Source organism: Myroides albus (assembly GCF_024722315.1).
GTDB lineage: Bacteria > Bacteroidota > Bacteroidia > Flavobacteriales > Flavobacteriaceae > Flavobacterium > Flavobacterium album_A.
The window spans coordinates 88,069-105,631 of record NZ_CP102754.1 but is presented as its reverse complement, the minus strand read 5'-3'; the positions used below and the strand labels follow the sequence as shown (position 1 = coordinate 105,631).

Sequence of the window (17,563 nt, the reverse complement as noted above, 5' to 3'; positions counted from 1 at the left end):
TGTAAATTACAACCTGAAATAGTAAAAATACAATATATTGAAACTTACCATATTAGGCTGTTATGCAGCTACTCCTCGAACAATAACAAATCCTACTTCTCAAGTTTTAGAGATGAATGGGCATATGTTTTTGATAGATGCAGGTGAAGGAACTCAAGTACAGCTAAGACGCAGAAAGCTTAAGTTTCAGCGTATTAATCATATTTTTATATCCCATTTGCACGGGGATCACTTTTACGGATTGATAGGGCTTGTTTCCACTTTTATGTTGCTTAATAGACAGGCAGATCTACATATTTATGGACCAAAGGGGATAAAAGAGGTGATACTGTTACAACTTCGCTTGTCAAATTCTTTTACGGGATACAAATTGTTCTTCCATGAATTGACCAGTAAGGAAAGTGAAGTCGTTTTTGAAGATGATAAAGTAGTTGTAAGGACGATTCCATTAGATCATCGCGTGTATACCAACGGTTACTTGTTTGAATCAAAACCAGGTGATCGTCGTCTGAGAATTGGTGCCATTGAGGATTTGGGGATTGATAGATGTTACTATCAAAAAATAAAAAATGGTGGAGATATTACTTTAGAAGATGGTACAGTAGTGAAAAATAGCGATATAACCTATGATCCGGATCCAACTGAGAGTTATGCTTTTTGTTCAGATACTTGTTATTCAGAGCAGATAGTACCTATCATCAAGGATGTAAAAGTGTTGTATCACGAGAGTACTTTTTTAGATTCAGAAGAGCATTATACGGAGAAAACCAAGCATTGTACCGCTAAGGAAGCAGCTAAGATTGCTACACTGGCTAATGCAGGAACTTTGATATTAGGGCATTATTCTACGCGTTATAGTGACATTACACTCTTTAAGAAAGAAGCAGAAACTGTCTTTAAAGGCAATATTCTAAATGGTGATGATGGAGCTGTTTTTAACTTATAAATGTATTTACTTATGAGTGATTTAAAAGATTATAGAAAATCATATGAAAAAAATGTGCTTTTAGAAAGTACAATAGATGAGAATCCAATGATGCAATTCCGCAAGTGGTTTTGCGAAGTGGAAGACTTTGGTGGAGTAGACGAGGTAAATGCGATGACTGTTTCTTCGATTGGCTTAGATGGTTTTCCAAAGTCAAGGGTTGTTCTGCTAAAGTCTTATGACGAGAATGGTTTTGTTTTTTATACGAATTACAATTCAGAAAAAGGCAAAGCGATCTTGGCTAATCCACATATATGTTTGTCTTTTTTCTGGGCTTCTATGGAAAGACAAGTTATTATAAAAGGTATAGCTACTAAAGCTTCTGATATTCAGTCAGACAATTACTTTGATTCTCGTCCTTTAGGAAGTCGTATTGGTGCGATTGTATCTAATCAAAGTGAAGTGATTTCTTCTCACGAAGTTTTGGAAAGAGAAATGGAGCGTGTAGAGAAAGAGGTTGCCCTACAGGGAATCAAACGACCAAGTAATTGGGGAGGGTTTGTAGTGAAGCCAATTTCTATTGAGTTTTGGCAAGGTAGACCAAATCGTCTACACGATAGAATACGCTATACTTTGACTGAGGATGAATTAGACTGGAAGATTGAGCGATTGGCTCCATAAATACGATTGGTGTATGAAGAGAGTAATGAAGATTATTTTTGTTGTTGTAACCTTAGGGGTTATGGGATGGGCATTTTTTGAGCAGACAAAAGAGCAACCTAATGTATGGATACAAATAGTGGCAGTGATTTTGTTTTTTGCTGCAATGTCGCGTTTAACTCGTAGGACAGCAAGTAATTCAACTATCGAAAGTCCTGCTGAAAGAGAGTTTAATACTGGAATTAAAAAAGATTTGATTGAATTAGATAAAGAAGATCAAAAGGATGCTAAATAAAGGAGATTATGTACATGTTCTTGATGAGAATGAAGAAGGTACAGTGATAAAGGTTCAGGGAGATTTAATTACCATTGAGACAAAAGATGGTTTTGTATTGAACTATAGTAAGAGAGAACTCTTAAAGGTCAACCGCGAAGCAGTTGATGAAATAAGTTCAGCAACGAGTAGAGGAATGATAGAAGATGCCTTACAAGACAAGGTAGGTCCTAAAAAGCGTTCTTTTACGAAAGAAAAGCGATCTCGAAAAGATGAATTTGTACTCGAAGTAGATTTGCACATCGAAAAATTGACTAAAGATTACGCTCGTTTAGAAAAGTACGATATGTTAACACTGCAGTTAGATGCTGCAAGAGGGCAGTTAGAGTTCGCTATTCGAAATAGAATACCGAGAATCGTCTTTATTCACGGTGTAGGTGAGGGGATATTAAAAGCAGAGTTAGAGTACCTGTTTAGTCGATATCCAGAAGTGGTAGCAGAAGATGCAAATTATCAAAAGTATGGCTTAGGTGCAACTCAAATTTACATCAAGCAAAACCCAAGATAAGCATATATTTAAAAAGGGCATTTTTAATTTATAAAAATGCCCTTTTCTATTTTAATTAATGCTGTATTAGCAACATTCTACTATTGTACAGAAATCGTCTGCAATTAAAGCAGCTCCTCCTATAAGTCCACCATCTACATCTGGTTTGGAAAATATCTCTTTAGCATTTGATGCCTTAACACTTCCTCCATATAAAATTGAAGTGTTTTCAGCTACTGTTTTATCGTATTTTCTTTCAATTTCTTGACGAATAAAAGCGTGTATTTCTTGCGCTTGATCAGGAGATGCTGTCATACCTGTACCAATAGCCCATACAGGCTCATAAGCAATGACAATATTCTTCCATTGTTCTTTTGACAAATGGAAAAGCCCATCTTTGAGTTGATTAAAAATTACATTCAAGTATTGTTTACTTTCTCTGTCTTTTAATTCTTCTCCGATACAGTAGATTACGCGCATATCGTGTCTTAAAGCTGTATTAACCTTATCAGCTAAGATAGCATCAGTTTCATGAAAATACTGTCTTCTCTCAGAGTGTCCTAAGATTACGATATCTACTCCTACACTTTTTAGCATTTGAGCAGATATTTCCCCAGTAAATGCACCTCCTTCAGCTTGGTGCATGTTTTGTGCTGCAACTTGAATATTTGTTCCTTCAAGGTGAGCAACAGCACTACCTAAATTAGTAAACGTTGGAGCAACAATAACTTCAACTTCTTTTCCAGCTGGTAACTTTTCGATTAACTCATCCAAAAGTTTATGTGTTTCTGCATAAGTTTTATGCATTTTCCAGTTTCCGGCAACGATAGCATGTCTCATAATTACTGTATTTTTTTTAATGTTTCTTTTATTTCGTCAAAGCTTTTTTCAGTCGCATTGTAAAGCGCGATCTTTGATTCTTTGTCTACTACTATATACCTTGGTATCCAATTGAGATCAAGTGATTTTCCAAAATCACCTTTCATTCCCTTTCCTTCTGTAGAGAAGTATTGTTCACCGTCGATTCCGTATTTTTCGATAGCTTCTTTCCAAGCTTGTTCTGTTTTGTCCAAAGATAGATTTACAAAAACAGTTTCCGTGTATTCTGCTTTAATTTCTTTTAAGGCAGGAATTGCTTTAATACAATCAGGGCACCATGCAGCCCAGATATCGATTAATATAGCTTTTCCTTTATACTTAGCTAAGATTTGTTCTAAAGTGATTGTATTGCCTTCTAAATCGATAAAATCTTGTTCTAATGCTCTTGTAGCAAAAGTTGTATTGTCTTTCTTTATCTCTTGTGTTTCTTCTTGCTTAGCAGAAACTTCAGTTTGGGGTGTTTCTGTATTGTTGTTTTTTTGATTACACGCAGTAAATGCGAAAGCAACCAAGGCTATTGTGAAAAGAAGTTTTTTCATTAATAAAATATATTAGTTTAACTTAATTCTTGGGTCTAAATAAGCGTATATCAAATCTACTAAAATTGTTATGATTACGAAAGTACTTGCGATAATTAAAACAGCTCCCATAATCACAGGTAAGTCAAGGGTGTTTAAGGCTTGGACAATTTCTTTTCCCAGGCCATTCCAGCCAAATATATATTCTACAAAGACTGCTCCTGCAAGCATTGAAGCAAACCATCCTGAGAGTGTTGTTACAACTGGGTTAAGAGAGTTTCGGATTGCGTGTCGTTTAATTATCTTAGACATTGGCAATCCTTTGGCTTTGGCTGTTCGAATGTAATCTTGATTTAGTGTTTCCAATAGGGAGTTTCTCATTAATTGAGTAACTACAGCCAAGGGTCTTATTCCTAATACGATAGCTGGGAGTATGCAATTCTTTAAGGCAAGGGTTTTTCCTTCTCCAAAGTCATCTATTTCATATAGACTACCTATCATTGGCAGTCCTGTGTATTCATGGAGGATGAAGCCAAATATCCAGGCAAATAGTATTGCGCTAAAAAAAGAAGGTAAACTCATGCCAAATGTACTTACTAATGCAATCAATCGATCCACCCAAGTGTTTTTAAAAAGTGCAGAAATAACACCTAATAATACACCTGCAAAAAGGGCAAGACTAATGGCTAAAAACGATAATATAACTGTGTTTGGCAGTGTTTCTCCGATAATTGTACTTACTTTTTTGTCTGTTTTTTGGAAGCTTTCTCTCAGATAAGGAAACTTTATTTTCAGAGCAATCTCTTTGGTACGCATAATCTGCATACTGGTGTATTTGCCATTGTCATAAGTGAAATCTCCTTCGGTAGTACTGTGAAGCGAAATAGGAGATAGGTCATTTAAGTACAATAAATATTGTGTTGTGAGTGACTTATCAAATCCATATTTTTTCTTAACAGCTAACAGTTGTTCAGGGTTTTCGTTTTGGTCTAACATCATTCTGGCCGGATCGCCAGGCAGAATATTGAATAGTAAAAAAACAACAGTGACTACCCCAAATAGGGTAGCCATTGCATATATAATTTTTTTTATAAAATAACTTAACAAGGAAAACTGTTATTATAAGTTGACATTTTTTCTATCATTCCAGTGTTTTTTCTCAACGATAACACCTTTGTTTAATACTACTATACTTGGGTTTGCTCTTTCAATTGTTTTTAGAGTTGTTCCGTCGCATGTATAATACTCAAAAGGCAATTGGAAATCCTTTATAGTCTTGTCAATTTTCTCTTGAGAAGAAGCAGTCATACCAATTACTTTATAATTATTGACAATTGCTTTATTGGCAAAGTCTTTCATGTGTTTTAATCCTTCAGTATCTGCTTTATCTAAGTCATAACTGATAATTAACACCAATTTAGGTTCTGCCATTAATTCAGCTGTGTGATCTTCTCCGTCCTTATCCATACTAAAGTCGTGAATTGGGGGAATGTAGCCTGCTGAAATTTGGAAATCTTCTCTGCGGATAAACTTAGAACCTTCAGGAATATTGCCTAACTCCTTATCTGTAAATTTCTTTTCTTCACCATCTACTTCGTAATAAAAGTTCATTTCATATTTAGCTCTTGGCGCATCTTCAGGTATTTCCATCCCTTTCATAATATCTGTACCTACTTTGTATGCTCTAAAGTCTTTCAACGGCAAGTGGTTCAATACCCAATATCCCATAAAAGAACACAGTAAAAGAACAACGAGCATTATGATATTGTTAGTAGAGCGCTTAAAGAGAGGGGTGATATATTCTCCTCCTTTTAAAAGGATTAGAATGAATATCAGTAGTATAATATCCTTTGTAAACGATCCCCAAGGGGTAAGGGGAACAGCATCACCAAAACATCCACAGTCAGTCACTTTGTTGAAAAAAGCAGAATAGAACGTCAAGAATGTGAAAAATAGAATCATTAAGAAAAGTGACCATAGTGTCAATTTTCGCTTATAGCCAATTAATAGAGCGGCACCTAATAAAACTTCTGCAATGACGATTATAACGGCTAATGCTAAAGCATAAGGTATTAGAAAAGGAAGGTCTAATACTTCTGTAGAAAAGTACTCCTCCAGCTTAAAAGAGAACCCCGAAGGGTCATTTAATTTTACTAATCCGGAGAGTATAAATAAGACTCCTACAAAAAGTCGCGATAATTGAGTTAGTACTTTCATAACAATTTATTTTGTGGTAAGGTTTGTATTATTTAGTGTTGACAAGGTCTAAGTGAATTAAAGCAAATACAGAGTAGTTCAACATATCATGATAGTTGGCATCTATTCCTTCAGAAACAATTGTTTTTCCTTTGTTTCCTTCAATTGATTTGACACGTAAGAGTTTCTGTAAGATCAAATCCGTTAAAGAGCTCACTCTTAGATCTCTCCAAGCTTCGCCATAATCGTGGTTTTTGTTTTCCATTAAAGCCTTGCAAATTGCAACTTGTTTGTCATATAATGAGATGGCTTCTTCTGCAGTTAAATCAGGTAGATTTGCTACGCCTTTTTCAAGGTTGATTAGTGCCATAATACAGTAATTAATAATCCCAATAAACTCAGGTATTTCACCTTCATCTACTTTGCGGACTTCATTTTCTTGAATACTTCTTATGCGTTGTGCTTTGATATAGATTTGGTCAGTTAGTGAAGGTAAGCGCATTATTCTCCATGCACATCCATAATCTGTCATCTTTTTTGTATATAAATCTTTGCATATCGCAATTACTTGGTCAAATTGGTCAGAAGTCGTATTCATTTGGATTATATTTGTATTATATTTTTCCAAAAATACTAATTATACCTCCTCTTTGAAAGTATAAAATTGTAATTTGGACTAAATATTCACATAAAATTACTAAAAAGTTAGTTACAATACACAATGACAATTAATTGTAAAGGAGAAATCATCGATTTATCCTCTCCAAAGATTATGGGAATATTAAATGTAACTCCCAATTCTTTCTTTGATGGAGGAAAGTATAAGACAGATTCAGCTTTTCTTAAACAAGCTGAAAAAATGATTAAAGAAGGTGCTGATTTTATCGATATTGGAGCTTATTCGAGTAAACCAAGTGCAGATTACTTAAGTGAATACGAGGAGATTAGTCGGCTTATTCCTGTTATTGATCTCTTATTGAGAGAATTTCCTAAACTGTATTTATCTATCGATACTTTTAGAGCTAAAGTGGCAAAAGAGAGTGTTGTAGCAGGAGCTGCCATTATCAATGATATTGCTGCAGGATTCTTAGATGAACAAATGATGAAGGTGGTGGGTGAGTTAAGAGTTCCTTACATTATGATGCATATGAGAGGTAATCCACAAACCATGCAATCACTAACGTCGTATGAGGATCTTGTAAAAGATATTAGATCTTATTTCGCAGAGCGAATCGCCAAAGCAAGAGAATGTAAGATCAATGATATTATTTTAGATCCGGGATTTGGCTTCGCAAAGACCTTGCCTCAAAATTATGAGTTGATGGCAAAATTAGAGTTGTTTGATGTTTTTGAATTGCCTATTTTAGTAGGGATTTCTAGAAAGTCAATGATCTATAAATTATTAGAATCCTCTCCTTCTGAAGCACTGAATGGTACAACGGTTTTGAACACAATTGCTTTGCAAAAAGGTGCAAAAATCTTGCGTGTGCACGATGTAAAAGAAGCAGTAGAGAGCAGAGAAATATTAAAACAATTAGCTATATGAAAAAATTACTGTTATTCTTACTTCCAGCTTTGTTAGTTTTGGGGAGTTGTAATAGAAAACAAATGTTGCTTACAAGGGCTTCACATACTGTTCTGGAAGGTGTAGATGATCATTCCTATATTTATATAGAGTATGACGAAGATACAAAAGGTGCTTATTTGAATGAAACTAATAGAATTGCAGGTACAAATTATTTATTTGCTATTGAGCGAGAACTCAATCTCTTAGATGTAGCTAAGATGGTAAAAAAGGTTAAGGATCACAAGTATGATCAAGAAAATATGCACAGTGATGAGAAAGGCGTATTCTACATCTATGTCGATTCTCTACACAAGAACAGAGCTTGGTTTCCATTTAAAGATATAAATTTCGCATTTACTGGTCCAACAGCATTAGAAAATGTTGTTTACGTTGAGGGTGCAAATGATTTTATCTTCGAAGGAAATAAAATGAATAGAGAAGAATTGATGACTTCTATTCAACAACGAGATAGTATTCAACTGGGTTTTAATAAAGAACTTAGCTTTGAAACTTATCTTCAAGTTCGCGTATTATTAGAGGAAAAAGAAATTAGCGCTAAATTCCAACAAAGTGATTTAGTATATTAAACTATTGAATAATTGAATATTAAGAGACGCAACTATGTATTGTGTCTCTTTGTGTTTTTATGTGCAATTTTTAAAAAGTGATTTGTAATAATCGATTGCAAAAATCGTTATAGAAATATGCATAAGCATTAAAAGTATGAGTATTTGTAAATTGTTGAGCTTATTTTCATTTGTTTTAGTCGGGGTGGGGGTGCATGCGCAAAGAGGAAATGCTGCTCAGGTGTATATTGAATATGCAAAAGGATACAATGGCAGTGATATCATGACAGAATTGCGAATGAAAAGCATAGATACCACGATTACTAAATATTATCAAGCTGTTATACCTGTTTCGGATAAGGATCCATGGACCAATAAGGTTGTCTATTCTACAAAAAAAGAAAAGGATAAGTTTATTATCAATCGAATTGTCTATAGTAAAGAGATTGAAGGTTCGTCTAATCGCGTAAATATGAGTTCTAAGAGTGTATATACGAATGGCTATGGAAAAAACAGTCTATTTACAATAAAGACAAGCACGTATTTAGAGAACGGATGGATGAGTTACTACGAGATAGGCGATAGCAAGAGTGTAATCTCTTGTTATGATTCAACAGGTAAGTTATTAAGTAAAACTTCAGGCTGTTTAGATACCGAAGAAGATTTTTTTGAGTCAATGGATTTAGCACAAAGTGTTGCTTTTCTTTTGAAGCTTACGGAGCAACGTATTCTGAAAGAAATTGCGTTTAAACAAGATACTCCACTGGTAATGGTTTTTACAATAGACCCTGTTTCCAAAAAGAAGAATCTGTACTTTAGTGACTTAGTACCTTATGGGATATCAAAAGAGAAAATCGAATTAATCCAAACAGCTTATAAAAGTTTGTTCTTTCAATTAGACATGGATTTGTTTACTTATCCACGCTATTTGAACGGGCAAAAAGCAGTATTGAGATATCCAATCCCCGTTAGTTTTAAAGCGTCACAAGGGGTTAGTAAGCACTAAGTGAGCGCCAAATGGAGGTGATTAAATAGTAAGCTTACTGATGGTGATAAGGTTCATTTTTCAAAATCGTAAAACCTCGATAAATTTGCTCAATGATAAATAAGCGAATCATTTGATGTGAAAAAGTCATACGCGAGAGGGAGATTTTTCCCTTTGCACTTGCGTATACGCTTTCTGAAAACCCATAAGGCCCTCCTATGACAAAAACTAAAGTTTTGATTCCTGTATTCATTCTTTTTTGCAATTCCTCAGAGAATCCCATACTGGAAAATTCCTTTCCATTCTCGTCCAATAATACTAAGTAATCTGTAGGAGATATCTTAGATAAAATCAACTCACCTTCTTTTTGTTTTTGTTGGGCTTCAGATAAGTTTTTTACATTCTTAATGTCAGGGATAATTTCTAAATCAAACTTGATATAAAAAGACAGTCTTTTGGTATATTCGTCAATCAATATTTGTAGAGGTTTACTATCTGTCTTTCCTATAGCGATTAGCTTGATGTTCATGTTTTGTTTTTTTGCAAAAGTAATTTTTTATTTTCTAAAATCAGAATTGATTTTGAGAAAGTATGTACTCCGTTTTTAGACAGAAAACTTACTGACTATTTCCAGTATTTACCTTTTTTAGAAATAAGGTGTTGTTTTTAAATAAGTTACTGCTTGTCTTTTGGTTTTATTGCTCTGTGCTACTTTGCATGGATCGAATAACAAAGTGAATTTACTTTAAAGTGTAATTAAGTAAAGGGAATACAAGTAAGATGAGGAAATAAAAAAATCTGTTTGGGATGACTCCAAAACAGATTTTTAATATTTGACCGTTATCGATGTACTATCTCTTCACTATGCAATGTTATTTGAAAAAAGTATAGTCTTATCGGATAAATTATTGTTCTTCAACTTGTCCAACATCAAAGCTTTTCATCACTTGTATGTCTTCGTATTGGTCTTTTTGTAAAAGGATATCGACAACAGATACTTTGTGTACGAGTTTTCTTTCTCCTTCAACAGGGTTTGTCCAGCGTGATTCAATTTGTATTTTACCGTTCCTTGCAACCCATAGTTCCAATAATGTATTGGTATTGGCCTCACTTGATCCTGGTATATCTCCTTTGTATTTACATACTTGATCAATATTGATACCAGCTCTTTTGTAATGTTTAAAACTTACTTTTCTATTTTCGTTTAAGTCAATGGTTTTAACTGTTTCGTCAGTAGGGAAATCTTCCGGTTTAAGGTCTAAAATAATAGCTTCTCTATCTGATAAACCAATATATTGATCATTACATGTATTGATGTTCTTCAGCGAATTATCACTGTTGTTGAAATTGAAAGAAAGAGTTCTATTTTCATAGGTATTCGTTCCAAAATACATTTTATCATACTTGATATTCGTGTTTGCATCTACAAAGTTAATGTTCAAAAGCGTAAAGGAATACTGATAGGTAAGTGTAGTCGTATTGCTTGTACTCGATTCGTTGTTTTTGACGTGAATCATGCGCTCAATTCTAACTGTACCTCCTGGTGAAGTCGGAATACTCTGCGTGACATTTGGAAATGCGGGAGCAGGGATATTGCAAATGTTAGATTGGTCAAGTTTAGCACTGTATTTTCTGTATTCTAATGAAGTAGAAGTACCATCAATATTTACATCGACTAATCTCTGTCCTGGATCTGACATAATAGTATTCGTGTCAAGAATCATAATCAGCGCTTCAGTTTCTTGAATCTTGTAATATATTTTTTCGGCACCAATATTAGTACATTTACTTACAGTGGTGTTTTTGCTGAAGTCTATGTCCTTGTATACAACATCTCCATCATCGCAAGAGCTTAAAAATGTTAGAGATATTAAGCTTAGTGCACAAATAATTTTTTTCATAATATGGTCTAATGAATCATAAAGAGCAAAAATAGTTTTTTCTTTGTATATAACATCATTTTTAAGTGTTTAATAGCATATTTAGTTATCTTTGAAAATGTTAAATTTAATGTAAATACATTGTGCCTTATGAGCTCATCTTCTATCAAAACAAATTATCCTGCGCTGTACACTTTAGTTACAGTTTTTTTCTTTTGGGGATTTTTTGCAGCGGGTAATAGCATTTTTATACCCTTTTGTAAAGCCTTTTTTCACTTAGATCAGTTTCAATCTCAATTGATTGATTTCTCATTTTATACAGCTTATTATCTTGGGGCTTTAATATTGTTTTTAATCAGCTCTTATAGACAGAAAGATGTTGTAAGTAGTTGGGGGTTTAAGCGATCTATTGTATATGGACTTTTATTCTCAACCATAGGGGCTGCGGCGATGATTTGGGCTGTTGAGGTAAGTGTATATGTTGCTTTGTTAGTAGGACTTTTTGTTGTGGCATTGGGTTTTTCCCTACAGCAGATTGCAGCAAATCCTTTGGCTATTGCTTTAGGTGATCCCAAAACAGGTACAAGTAGAGTGAGTTTAGGAGGTGGTATTAATTCATTGGGGACGACTATAGGTCCACTTTTAATGGCGTATGCGCTGTTTGGGACAACTAAGAGCTTGACAGATGATCAAATTCAACATTTGAGTTTGGATAAGATGGTGTTTTTATATGCCGCTGTAGGTGGTTTATTCTTACTCGCTGCTGCAATGTTTTACTTTTCTAAGAAAATTCCCGAGGGAATAAGCAATGAGAAGATTGAGCCAGCAAAGAAAGCTATTCGATTATTACTGGTAATGACTGCTTTATTAATAGCGTTGTTTATTCCGGTGTTTAGTTCTTATAATAGCGAAGATTTTTTGAAAGTTGAAAGTTTAGAGTTGGAGTATAAAGAGATAGCGTCCAAGGCGGAGAGTGAACAGCTATCTGTAGAAGCAGTAAGTGAGCAGTTGGATAGATTGCACAATCAAATTGTCGAACTCAAAGAACCTATAGAGAATAAGCGTATTATGCTATTATCTGGCGTATTGTTAGTGATCTCCGGAAGTGTTTTATTGGCTTATTTTAAAAGTAGAAAAAGTAAAGAGGGATGGGGAGCAATGCAATATCCGCAGCTATTGCTGGGAATGTTAGGTATTTTTGCATATGTAGGAGTAGAAGTAGGAATTGGTAGTAATTTGGGCGAATTGCTTAAACTTGAAGAATTTGGTTCTCTCCAATCTTCTGAAATAGCACCTTATCTATCTATGTATTGGGGAAGCTTGATGATCGGTCGTTGGGCAGGAGCTGTGAGCGTTTTTAACTTAGATAAGAGCAAGAGGTTATTCGCTTTGATTGTGGTTCCCTTTGTCGCTTATGGCGTAGTGTTGTTAGCTAATAAAATGGCTGGAAATGAAATAGAGCATTTATACTATTACAGTATTTGTGTTGCTATTCAGGTTTTGTTCTCGTTTTGGAGTAAGAATAAATCTGCGCGAACAATGATATTGTTTAGTTTGTTTGGATTGGTTTCGATGATTGTTGGACTTTTCTCCAGTGGAATGATAGCTGTATATGCATTTTTAGCAGGAGGTTTGGCGTGCAGTGTGTTATGGCCAGCCATTTTTAATATTTCGATTATGGGACTTGGCAAGTATACAGCTCAAGGTTCGTCTTTTTTAATCATGATGATTTTAGGTGGGGGAATTATACCGCCAATTCAAGGCAAAGTAGCAGATATAATTGGCATTCACCAGTCATACATCGTATGTGTGATGTGTTTTGTTTACCTTTTGGCTTTCGGTTTAATCGCCAAAAGAGTTTTAAAAGAGCAAAATATAGAAATAGACAGAATAGAATAGTAAATATAGACGAATCAAAGTTTTAAATTTTGAAAATAGAGCGGACTATTTTTTTGAGATTTACTACATTTGCGTATCGCGAAAAAAAATAATCAATAATATAATACTTCCTAACTTAGGAAAAATAATAAACCAACTAATAATGAAACAAGTATATCTTGATAATGCTGCTACAACATCCGTTCGCCCAGAGGTAATCGAAGAAATGGTGAAAGTGTTGAGAAATGATTATGGTAATCCTTCTTCTACTTATGCAATCGGAAGACATGCAAAATCATTAATAGAGAATGCTCGAAAAGTAATCGCAAAACAGTTTAATGCGACATCTTCAGAAATTATTTTTACATCATGTGGTACAGAAGCAAACAATTGGATTTTGCGTTCATGTGTGCGTGATTTAGGAGTTAAGCGAGTTATAACGACTAAATTAGAACACCATGCAGTTTTAAATACGGTAAAACAATTAAGTGCAGAGTATGGTGTAGAAGTGGTGTTTTTAAATATATTGCCAACAAGTGAAATAGATTATAATCAGTTAGAAGATTTGCTTAAGGATGAAAGTCAACCAACACTTGTTACTTTAATGCACGTGAATAATGAAGTTGGAACAGAACTTGACTTGAAGAGAGTTTCTGCGTTATGTGTTGAACACAAGGCTTTGTTTCACTGTGATACAGTACAGTCAATTGGTAAAACTCGAATTAACTTAGAGGAGTTGCCTATCGACTTTATTGTGGCAAGTGCTCATAAATTTCATGGGCCTAAGGGAATTGGTTTTGCTTTTATTAGAAAAAAGAATGTTTTGAAACCCGTTATTTTTGGAGGAGAGCAAGAAAAGGGAATGCGTGCGGGTACAGAAGGTGTTCACCAAGTAGTTGGGATGGCAAAAGCATTAGAAATGGCTTATGAGTTGTTAGATGAGGAAAGAAAGCACATCAGTGAGATAAAAGAGTATTGTAAAGAACGCTTGAGTGAAGTGTATCCAGATGTGAAGTTCAACGGAAATAATGTCGGTTTTTACAATATATTGAACGTGTTACTGCCTTTGTCGCAAGAGAAAGCAGCTATGATGTTGTTTCAATTGGATATGAAGGGAATAGCTGTGTCAAGAGGTAGTGCTTGCCAATCTGGAAGTCAAAAACCATCACATGTATTGTCTCAGTTTTTATGTGAAGAAGATTTAAAACGCCCAAGTTTAAGATTGTCTTTTAGCCATGAAAATACAAAAGAAGAAATAGATACTTTGATTGAGGTTCTTCAAGTAATCTAAGTCGAGTAAACAAATAAAAAAATCTACTATAAACCATAGTGGATTTTTTTTGTTAAATAAAGAGCCTAAAAAAAGAAATGTGTGTTTTGGAGTAAAATAACATTGTTTTACAAAAACATTAGCATTAAATTTGCGCGCAAACAACAACACACTAAATATGAGTTCAAATAATAGATACGCTTTAAGGGGAGTGTCTGCAGAAAAGGAAGATGTTCACAATGCTATAAAGAACATTGATAAAGGATTATTTCCAAAAGCGTTTTGTAAGATTATACCAGATCACTTAACGGGTGATAGTGATTATTGCTTAATAATGCATGCGGATGGAGCTGGAACAAAATCTTCATTAGCGTATATGTATTGGAAAGAAACAGGAGATTTGTCTGTTTGGAAAGGGATCGCACAAGATGCATTAATTATGAATATTGATGATCTATTGTGTGTTGGTGCAACAGATAATATTTTGTTGTCAAGTACGATAGGACGCAATAAGAACCTTGTATCAGGAGAAGTGATTTCTGCTATTATTAATGGAACGGAGGAGCTAATTAACGAATTAAAGCAATATGGTGTTACTATATACTCTACAGGGGGAGAAACTGCTGATGTGGGTGATTTAGTTCGCACTATTATCGTTGATTCTACAGTGACTGCGCGTATGAAACGCAGTGATGTAATAGATAATGCAAATATAAAAGCTGGAGATGTTATTGTAGGTTTAGAATCATTTGGTCAAGCAACCTATGAGAAGCAGTATAATGGAGGAATGGGAAGTAATGGGTTAACTTCGGCAAGACATGATGTATTTGATCATTCTTTGGCTGCTAAGTATCCGGAAAGCTATGACTCTTCTGTGCCTGAAGAATTAGTGTATTCAGGAAAAGTAAATTTAACGGATGCAGTTGAAAATTCGCCAATTGATGCTGGTAAGTTAGTGTTATCTCCAACTCGTACATATGCTCCAATTATCAAAGCTATTTTGAATAAGTACAATGCCGAACAAATTCACGGTATGGTGCACTGTAGTGGAGGAGCGCAAACTAAGATTTTACATTTTATTGATAATTTACATATTGTAAAAGATAATCTATTTGATGTACCACCTTTATTTAAACTTATACAAGAACAATCTAAGACAGATTGGCGCGAAATGTATCAAGTGTTTAACTGTGGGCATAGAATGGAATTGTATGTAAGTCAAGAAGTGGCTAATGATATTATAGCCATTTCAGAATCATTTAATGTGAAAGCAAAAATTATAGGGCGTGTTGAAGCTTCTGATAAGAAGCAATTAACTATTAGCTCGGAACACGGAACATTCATTTATTAAAAATACAAATACAAATGGCAAGGTTACTTTCGATTGATTTCGGAAAAAAACGTACTGGAATTGCTGTCACAGATGACTTTCAAATTATAGCATCTGGTTTAACAACAGTGGATACTAGTAAATTAATGGACTTTTTAAAAGATTACTTCAGCAAGGAGAAAGTTGAAAAAGTCATTATAGGCGAACCTAAACGCTTAAATAACGAACCTTCGGAGATAACCCCACTATTGAATGAATTTATAGATAAGTTTCACAAGCAGTTTCCCAATATGCCTGTTGAAAGAATAGATGAGCGTTTTACTTCAAAAATAGCTTTTCAAACGATGATTGATAGCGGTCTTAAGAAAAAACAAAGGCAAAACAAAGCCTTGATTGATGAGATTGCTGCCACAATCATTCTTCAAGATTATATGAATCAATAATTTGAGTGAATTGATTTATAATAATTTAAGAAAATTTTACCCTTTCTTAGTCTAAATATGAAGTAATTTTGTAGAGAAAATTAAATTAATAATAATGTCAAGTATACAAAAATCAGAGGCTGATGTTGTTTTGATAGGTGCTGGAATTATGAGTGCTACTCTAGGTGTCCTATTAAAAGAGCTGAAACCAAATTTAAAAATAGAGGTTATTGAGCGTCTCGACAGTACAGCTGCCGAAAGTTCCGATGCAATGAATAATGCTGGAACAGGACACTCTGCGTTTTGTGAATTAAATTATACGCCTGAAAGAGCAGATGGTACCATCGACGCTACAAAGGCTATCAATATTGTTGAGCAGTTTGAAGTTTCTCGACAATTTTGGACATACCTATTAAATAAAAATGTTTTAAAGAATCCACAGAGTTTTATCCATACTGTACCTCATATGAGTTTTGTTTGGGGAAAAAATAATGTAAATTTCTTGAGAAAACGTTACGAAGAATTACAAAAGTATCCATTGTTCCACGGTATGGAGTTTTCAGATAATCCTGAAAAAATCAAGGAATGGGCTCCATTATTAATGGAAAAGAGAGAGCTTAAAGAGAATTATGCTGCTACTTATATGCCTCTTGGAACAGATATGAATTTTGGTGATTTGACACGCCAAATGTTTCAACATTTGGAAGAAACAGATGGAGTAAATGTGACTTTTAATACTCATGTAAAGGATATTACAAGAAATGGTAAAAAGTGGCAAGTATCTTCAGTAGATAGAAAAACAGGAAGTAAGAGTGAAGTTTCGGCAGATTTTGTATTTGTAGGTGCTGGAGGTGGAGCTATTTTATTACTTCAAAAAGCAGATATTCCAGAAAGTAAAGGTTTTGGAGGTTTCCCTGTTGGAGGAGAATGGTTGGTATGTCGCAATCAAGAGATTGTTCAAAAACACTTAGCTAAAGTATATGGATTAGCTTCAGTAGGTGCGCCACCAATGTCTGTACCACACTTAGATACTCGTTTTATTGATGGTAAGCAGTGCTTGCTGTTTGGTCCTTATGCTGGTTTTTCAACTAAGTTCCTGAAAAAAGGTTCTTATTGGGACTTGCTAAAATCTTTAGAGTTTAATAATATAGGTCCTATGTTAGGAGCTGGATTGAGAAATATGGATTTGACTCGCTATTTAATTGGTGAAGTATTACAATCTAATAAATCAAGACATGAATCTCTTAGAGAATACTTTCCTGATGCGAAAGATGAAGACTGGACATTGGAACAAGCAGGTCAACGTGTACAAGTAATTAAAAAAGATGCTAAAGGTAGAGGTATCTTGCAGTTTGGTACTGAAGTTGTCGCAGCAGGTGATGGTAGTATAGCAGCATTATTAGGTGCTTCTCCAGGTGCTTCAACAGCAACTTCTATTATGGTAAAACTTCTTTCTAAGTGCTTCAAAGATGAATTTGAATCTCCAGAATGGCAAGCTAAGTTCAAAGAAATGATTCCTTCTTTTGGAATGAGTTTGAATGAACATCCAGAATTAGTGGCTCAGGTAAGAGAAAACTGTTCAAAAGCTTTAAAGGTATATCCTCATAATAAGTAATCTATTTTCAATAGCTATATAGAAGCCCTTGTGATAACAAGGGCTTTTTTT

General features: G+C 34.4%; 19 protein-coding genes. 12 read left to right on the top strand and 7 right to left on the bottom strand.

Features of this window, described 5'->3' with window-relative positions; translation table 11 throughout:
* Positions 1-37 precede the first annotated feature (37 nt).
* Genes NWE55_RS00535 through NWE55_RS00520 form a run of 4 tightly spaced genes read left to right on the top strand, consistent with a single transcriptional unit; the run spans position 38 to position 2,427 of the window.
* A complete protein-coding gene (locus NWE55_RS00535) occupies positions 38-946 on the top strand; it encodes a ribonuclease Z (RefSeq protein WP_155091897.1) in 909 nt (302 codons plus the stop codon).
* A 12-nt stretch (positions 947-958) separates the two neighbouring features.
* Positions 959-1,606 (top strand): pyridoxamine 5'-phosphate oxidase, encoded by a 648-nt coding sequence (gene pdxH, locus NWE55_RS00530; protein ID WP_155091896.1) that lies wholly within the window; start codon positions 959-961, stop codon positions 1,604-1,606.
* 13 nt (positions 1,607-1,619) lie between these two features.
* Positions 1,620-1,880: a hypothetical protein gene (locus tag NWE55_RS00525; protein ID WP_155091895.1), complete on the top strand. Its 261-nt coding sequence runs from the start codon at positions 1,620-1,622 to the stop codon at positions 1,878-1,880.
* Positions 1,870-2,427 carry a DUF8465 domain-containing protein gene (locus NWE55_RS00520; protein ID WP_258204444.1) on the top strand — a complete coding sequence of 186 codons (558 nt, stop codon included), beginning with the start codon at positions 1,870-1,872 and terminating at the stop codon, positions 2,425-2,427. Before NWE55_RS00525 ends, NWE55_RS00520 begins: the two co-directional genes overlap by 11 nt.
* Positions 2,428-2,493: 66 nt before the next feature.
* Here the strand turns inward: NWE55_RS00520 and tpiA are convergent, their stop codons facing one another.
* Genes tpiA through NWE55_RS00495 form a run of 5 tightly spaced genes read right to left on the bottom strand, consistent with a single transcriptional unit; the run spans position 2,494 to position 6,597 of the window.
* On the bottom strand, positions 2,494-3,246 hold the full coding sequence (tpiA, locus tag NWE55_RS00515) for a triose-phosphate isomerase (protein WP_155091893.1): 753 nt from the start codon (positions 3,244-3,246) through the stop codon (positions 2,494-2,496).
* Positions 3,247-3,248: 2 nt separating this feature from the next.
* Positions 3,249-3,824 (bottom strand): TlpA disulfide reductase family protein, encoded by a 576-nt coding sequence (locus tag NWE55_RS00510; protein WP_155091892.1) that lies wholly within the window; start codon positions 3,822-3,824, stop codon positions 3,249-3,251.
* Positions 3,825-3,836: 12 nt separating this feature from the next.
* The gene (locus tag NWE55_RS00505) at positions 3,837-4,910 is read right to left on the bottom strand and encodes an ABC transporter permease (RefSeq protein ID WP_155091891.1); all 1,074 of its coding nucleotides are present in this window, start codon (positions 4,908-4,910) and stop codon (positions 3,837-3,839) included.
* Between the two features lie 12 nt (positions 4,911-4,922).
* Positions 4,923-6,020 carry a BT_3928 family protein gene (locus tag NWE55_RS00500; protein ID WP_155091890.1) on the bottom strand — a complete coding sequence of 366 codons (1,098 nt, stop codon included), beginning with the start codon at positions 6,018-6,020 and terminating at the stop codon, positions 4,923-4,925.
* A gap of 28 nt (positions 6,021-6,048) precedes the next feature.
* On the bottom strand, positions 6,049-6,597 hold the full coding sequence (locus NWE55_RS00495) for a DUF1599 domain-containing protein (RefSeq protein WP_155091889.1): 549 nt from the start codon (positions 6,595-6,597) through the stop codon (positions 6,049-6,051).
* A 123-nt stretch (positions 6,598-6,720) separates the two neighbouring features.
* Here NWE55_RS00495 and folP point away from each other — a divergent pair, with 123 nt between their 5' ends.
* The 3 genes from folP (at position 6,721) to NWE55_RS00480 (ending at position 9,138) form a co-directional block, all read left to right on the top strand.
* A complete protein-coding gene (gene folP / locus NWE55_RS00490) occupies positions 6,721-7,545 on the top strand; it encodes a dihydropteroate synthase (protein WP_155091888.1) in 825 nt (274 codons plus the stop codon).
* Complete coding sequence (locus tag NWE55_RS00485; RefSeq protein WP_155091887.1) at positions 7,542-8,153, top strand: hypothetical protein; 612 nt, start codon at positions 7,542-7,544, stop codon at positions 8,151-8,153. The genes folP and NWE55_RS00485 overlap by 4 nt, the downstream gene beginning before the upstream one ends.
* A 136-nt stretch (positions 8,154-8,289) precedes the next feature.
* Complete coding sequence (locus NWE55_RS00480; RefSeq protein ID WP_160339518.1) at positions 8,290-9,138, top strand: hypothetical protein; 849 nt, start codon at positions 8,290-8,292, stop codon at positions 9,136-9,138.
* Between the two features lie 34 nt (positions 9,139-9,172).
* Here the strand turns inward: NWE55_RS00480 and rlmH are convergent, their stop codons facing one another.
* Complete coding sequence (gene rlmH, locus NWE55_RS00475) at positions 9,173-9,646, bottom strand: 23S rRNA (pseudouridine(1915)-N(3))-methyltransferase RlmH (protein ID WP_155091885.1); 474 nt, start codon at positions 9,644-9,646, stop codon at positions 9,173-9,175.
* 376 nt (positions 9,647-10,022) lie between these two features.
* Positions 10,023-11,018, bottom strand: coding sequence for a hypothetical protein (locus NWE55_RS00470; RefSeq protein WP_155091884.1), 996 nt, complete (start codon positions 11,016-11,018; stop codon positions 10,023-10,025).
* A 129-nt stretch (positions 11,019-11,147) separates the two neighbouring features.
* Here NWE55_RS00470 and NWE55_RS00465 point away from each other — a divergent pair, with 129 nt between their 5' ends.
* The 5 genes from NWE55_RS00465 to mqo all read left to right on the top strand — a co-directional run bounded on the left by NWE55_RS00465 (position 11,148) and on the right by mqo (position 17,512).
* Positions 11,148-12,896, top strand: a complete 1,749-nt coding sequence (locus NWE55_RS00465; protein WP_155091883.1) for an MFS transporter — start codon at positions 11,148-11,150, stop codon at positions 12,894-12,896.
* Between the two features lie 142 nt (positions 12,897-13,038).
* The gene (locus NWE55_RS00460) at positions 13,039-14,166 is read left to right on the top strand and encodes a cysteine desulfurase family protein (RefSeq protein ID WP_160339517.1); all 1,128 of its coding nucleotides are present in this window, start codon (positions 13,039-13,041) and stop codon (positions 14,164-14,166) included.
* A gap of 157 nt (positions 14,167-14,323) precedes the next feature.
* Positions 14,324-15,496 carry an AIR synthase related protein gene (locus NWE55_RS00455; protein WP_155091881.1) on the top strand — a complete coding sequence of 391 codons (1,173 nt, stop codon included), beginning with the start codon at positions 14,324-14,326 and terminating at the stop codon, positions 15,494-15,496.
* A gap of 14 nt (positions 15,497-15,510) precedes the next feature.
* A complete protein-coding gene (ruvX, locus tag NWE55_RS00450; protein WP_155091880.1) occupies positions 15,511-15,918 on the top strand; it encodes a Holliday junction resolvase RuvX in 408 nt (135 codons plus the stop codon).
* Positions 15,919-16,012: 94 nt separating this feature from the next.
* Entirely contained in the window at positions 16,013-17,512 is a 1,500-nt protein-coding gene (gene mqo / locus NWE55_RS00445) for a malate dehydrogenase (quinone) (protein ID WP_160339516.1), read from the top strand.
* The last annotated feature ends 51 nt before the right edge of the window (positions 17,513-17,563 follow it).

Bases quoted from the DNA above. Each gene is read 5' to 3' on its own strand.
- rlmH (WP_155091885.1), bottom strand. From the start codon at position 9,646: ATGAACATCAAGCTAATCGCTATAGGAAAGACAGATAGTAAACCTCTA.
- folP (WP_155091888.1), top strand. From the start codon at position 6,721: ATGACAATTAATTGTAAAGGAGAAATCATCGATTTATCCTCTCCAAAG.
- tpiA (WP_155091893.1), bottom strand. From the start codon at position 3,246: ATGAGACATGCTATCGTTGCCGGAAACTGGAAAATGCATAAAACTTAT.
- NWE55_RS00455 (WP_155091881.1), top strand. From the start codon at position 14,324: ATGAGTTCAAATAATAGATACGCTTTAAGGGGAGTGTCTGCAGAAAAG.
- NWE55_RS00500 (WP_155091890.1), bottom strand. From the start codon at position 6,020: ATGAAAGTACTAACTCAATTATCGCGACTTTTTGTAGGAGTCTTATTT.
- NWE55_RS00470 (WP_155091884.1), bottom strand. From the start codon at position 11,018: ATGAAAAAAATTATTTGTGCACTAAGCTTAATATCTCTAACATTTTTA.
- NWE55_RS00465 (WP_155091883.1), top strand. From the start codon at position 11,148: ATGAGCTCATCTTCTATCAAAACAAATTATCCTGCGCTGTACACTTTA.
- NWE55_RS00460 (WP_160339517.1), top strand. From the start codon at position 13,039: ATGAAACAAGTATATCTTGATAATGCTGCTACAACATCCGTTCGCCCA.
- NWE55_RS00525 (WP_155091895.1), top strand. From the start codon at position 1,620: ATGAAGAGAGTAATGAAGATTATTTTTGTTGTTGTAACCTTAGGGGTT.
- ruvX (WP_155091880.1), top strand. From the start codon at position 15,511: ATGGCAAGGTTACTTTCGATTGATTTCGGAAAAAAACGTACTGGAATT.
- NWE55_RS00520 (WP_258204444.1), top strand. From the start codon at position 1,870: ATGCTAAATAAAGGAGATTATGTACATGTTCTTGATGAGAATGAAGAA.
- NWE55_RS00480 (WP_160339518.1), top strand. From the start codon at position 8,290: ATGAGTATTTGTAAATTGTTGAGCTTATTTTCATTTGTTTTAGTCGGG.
- NWE55_RS00495 (WP_155091889.1), bottom strand. From the start codon at position 6,597: ATGAATACGACTTCTGACCAATTTGACCAAGTAATTGCGATATGCAAA.
- mqo (WP_160339516.1), top strand. From the start codon at position 16,013: ATGTCAAGTATACAAAAATCAGAGGCTGATGTTGTTTTGATAGGTGCT.
- NWE55_RS00485 (WP_155091887.1), top strand. From the start codon at position 7,542: ATGAAAAAATTACTGTTATTCTTACTTCCAGCTTTGTTAGTTTTGGGG.
- pdxH (WP_155091896.1), top strand. From the start codon at position 959: ATGAGTGATTTAAAAGATTATAGAAAATCATATGAAAAAAATGTGCTT.
- NWE55_RS00510 (WP_155091892.1), bottom strand. From the start codon at position 3,824: ATGAAAAAACTTCTTTTCACAATAGCCTTGGTTGCTTTCGCATTTACT.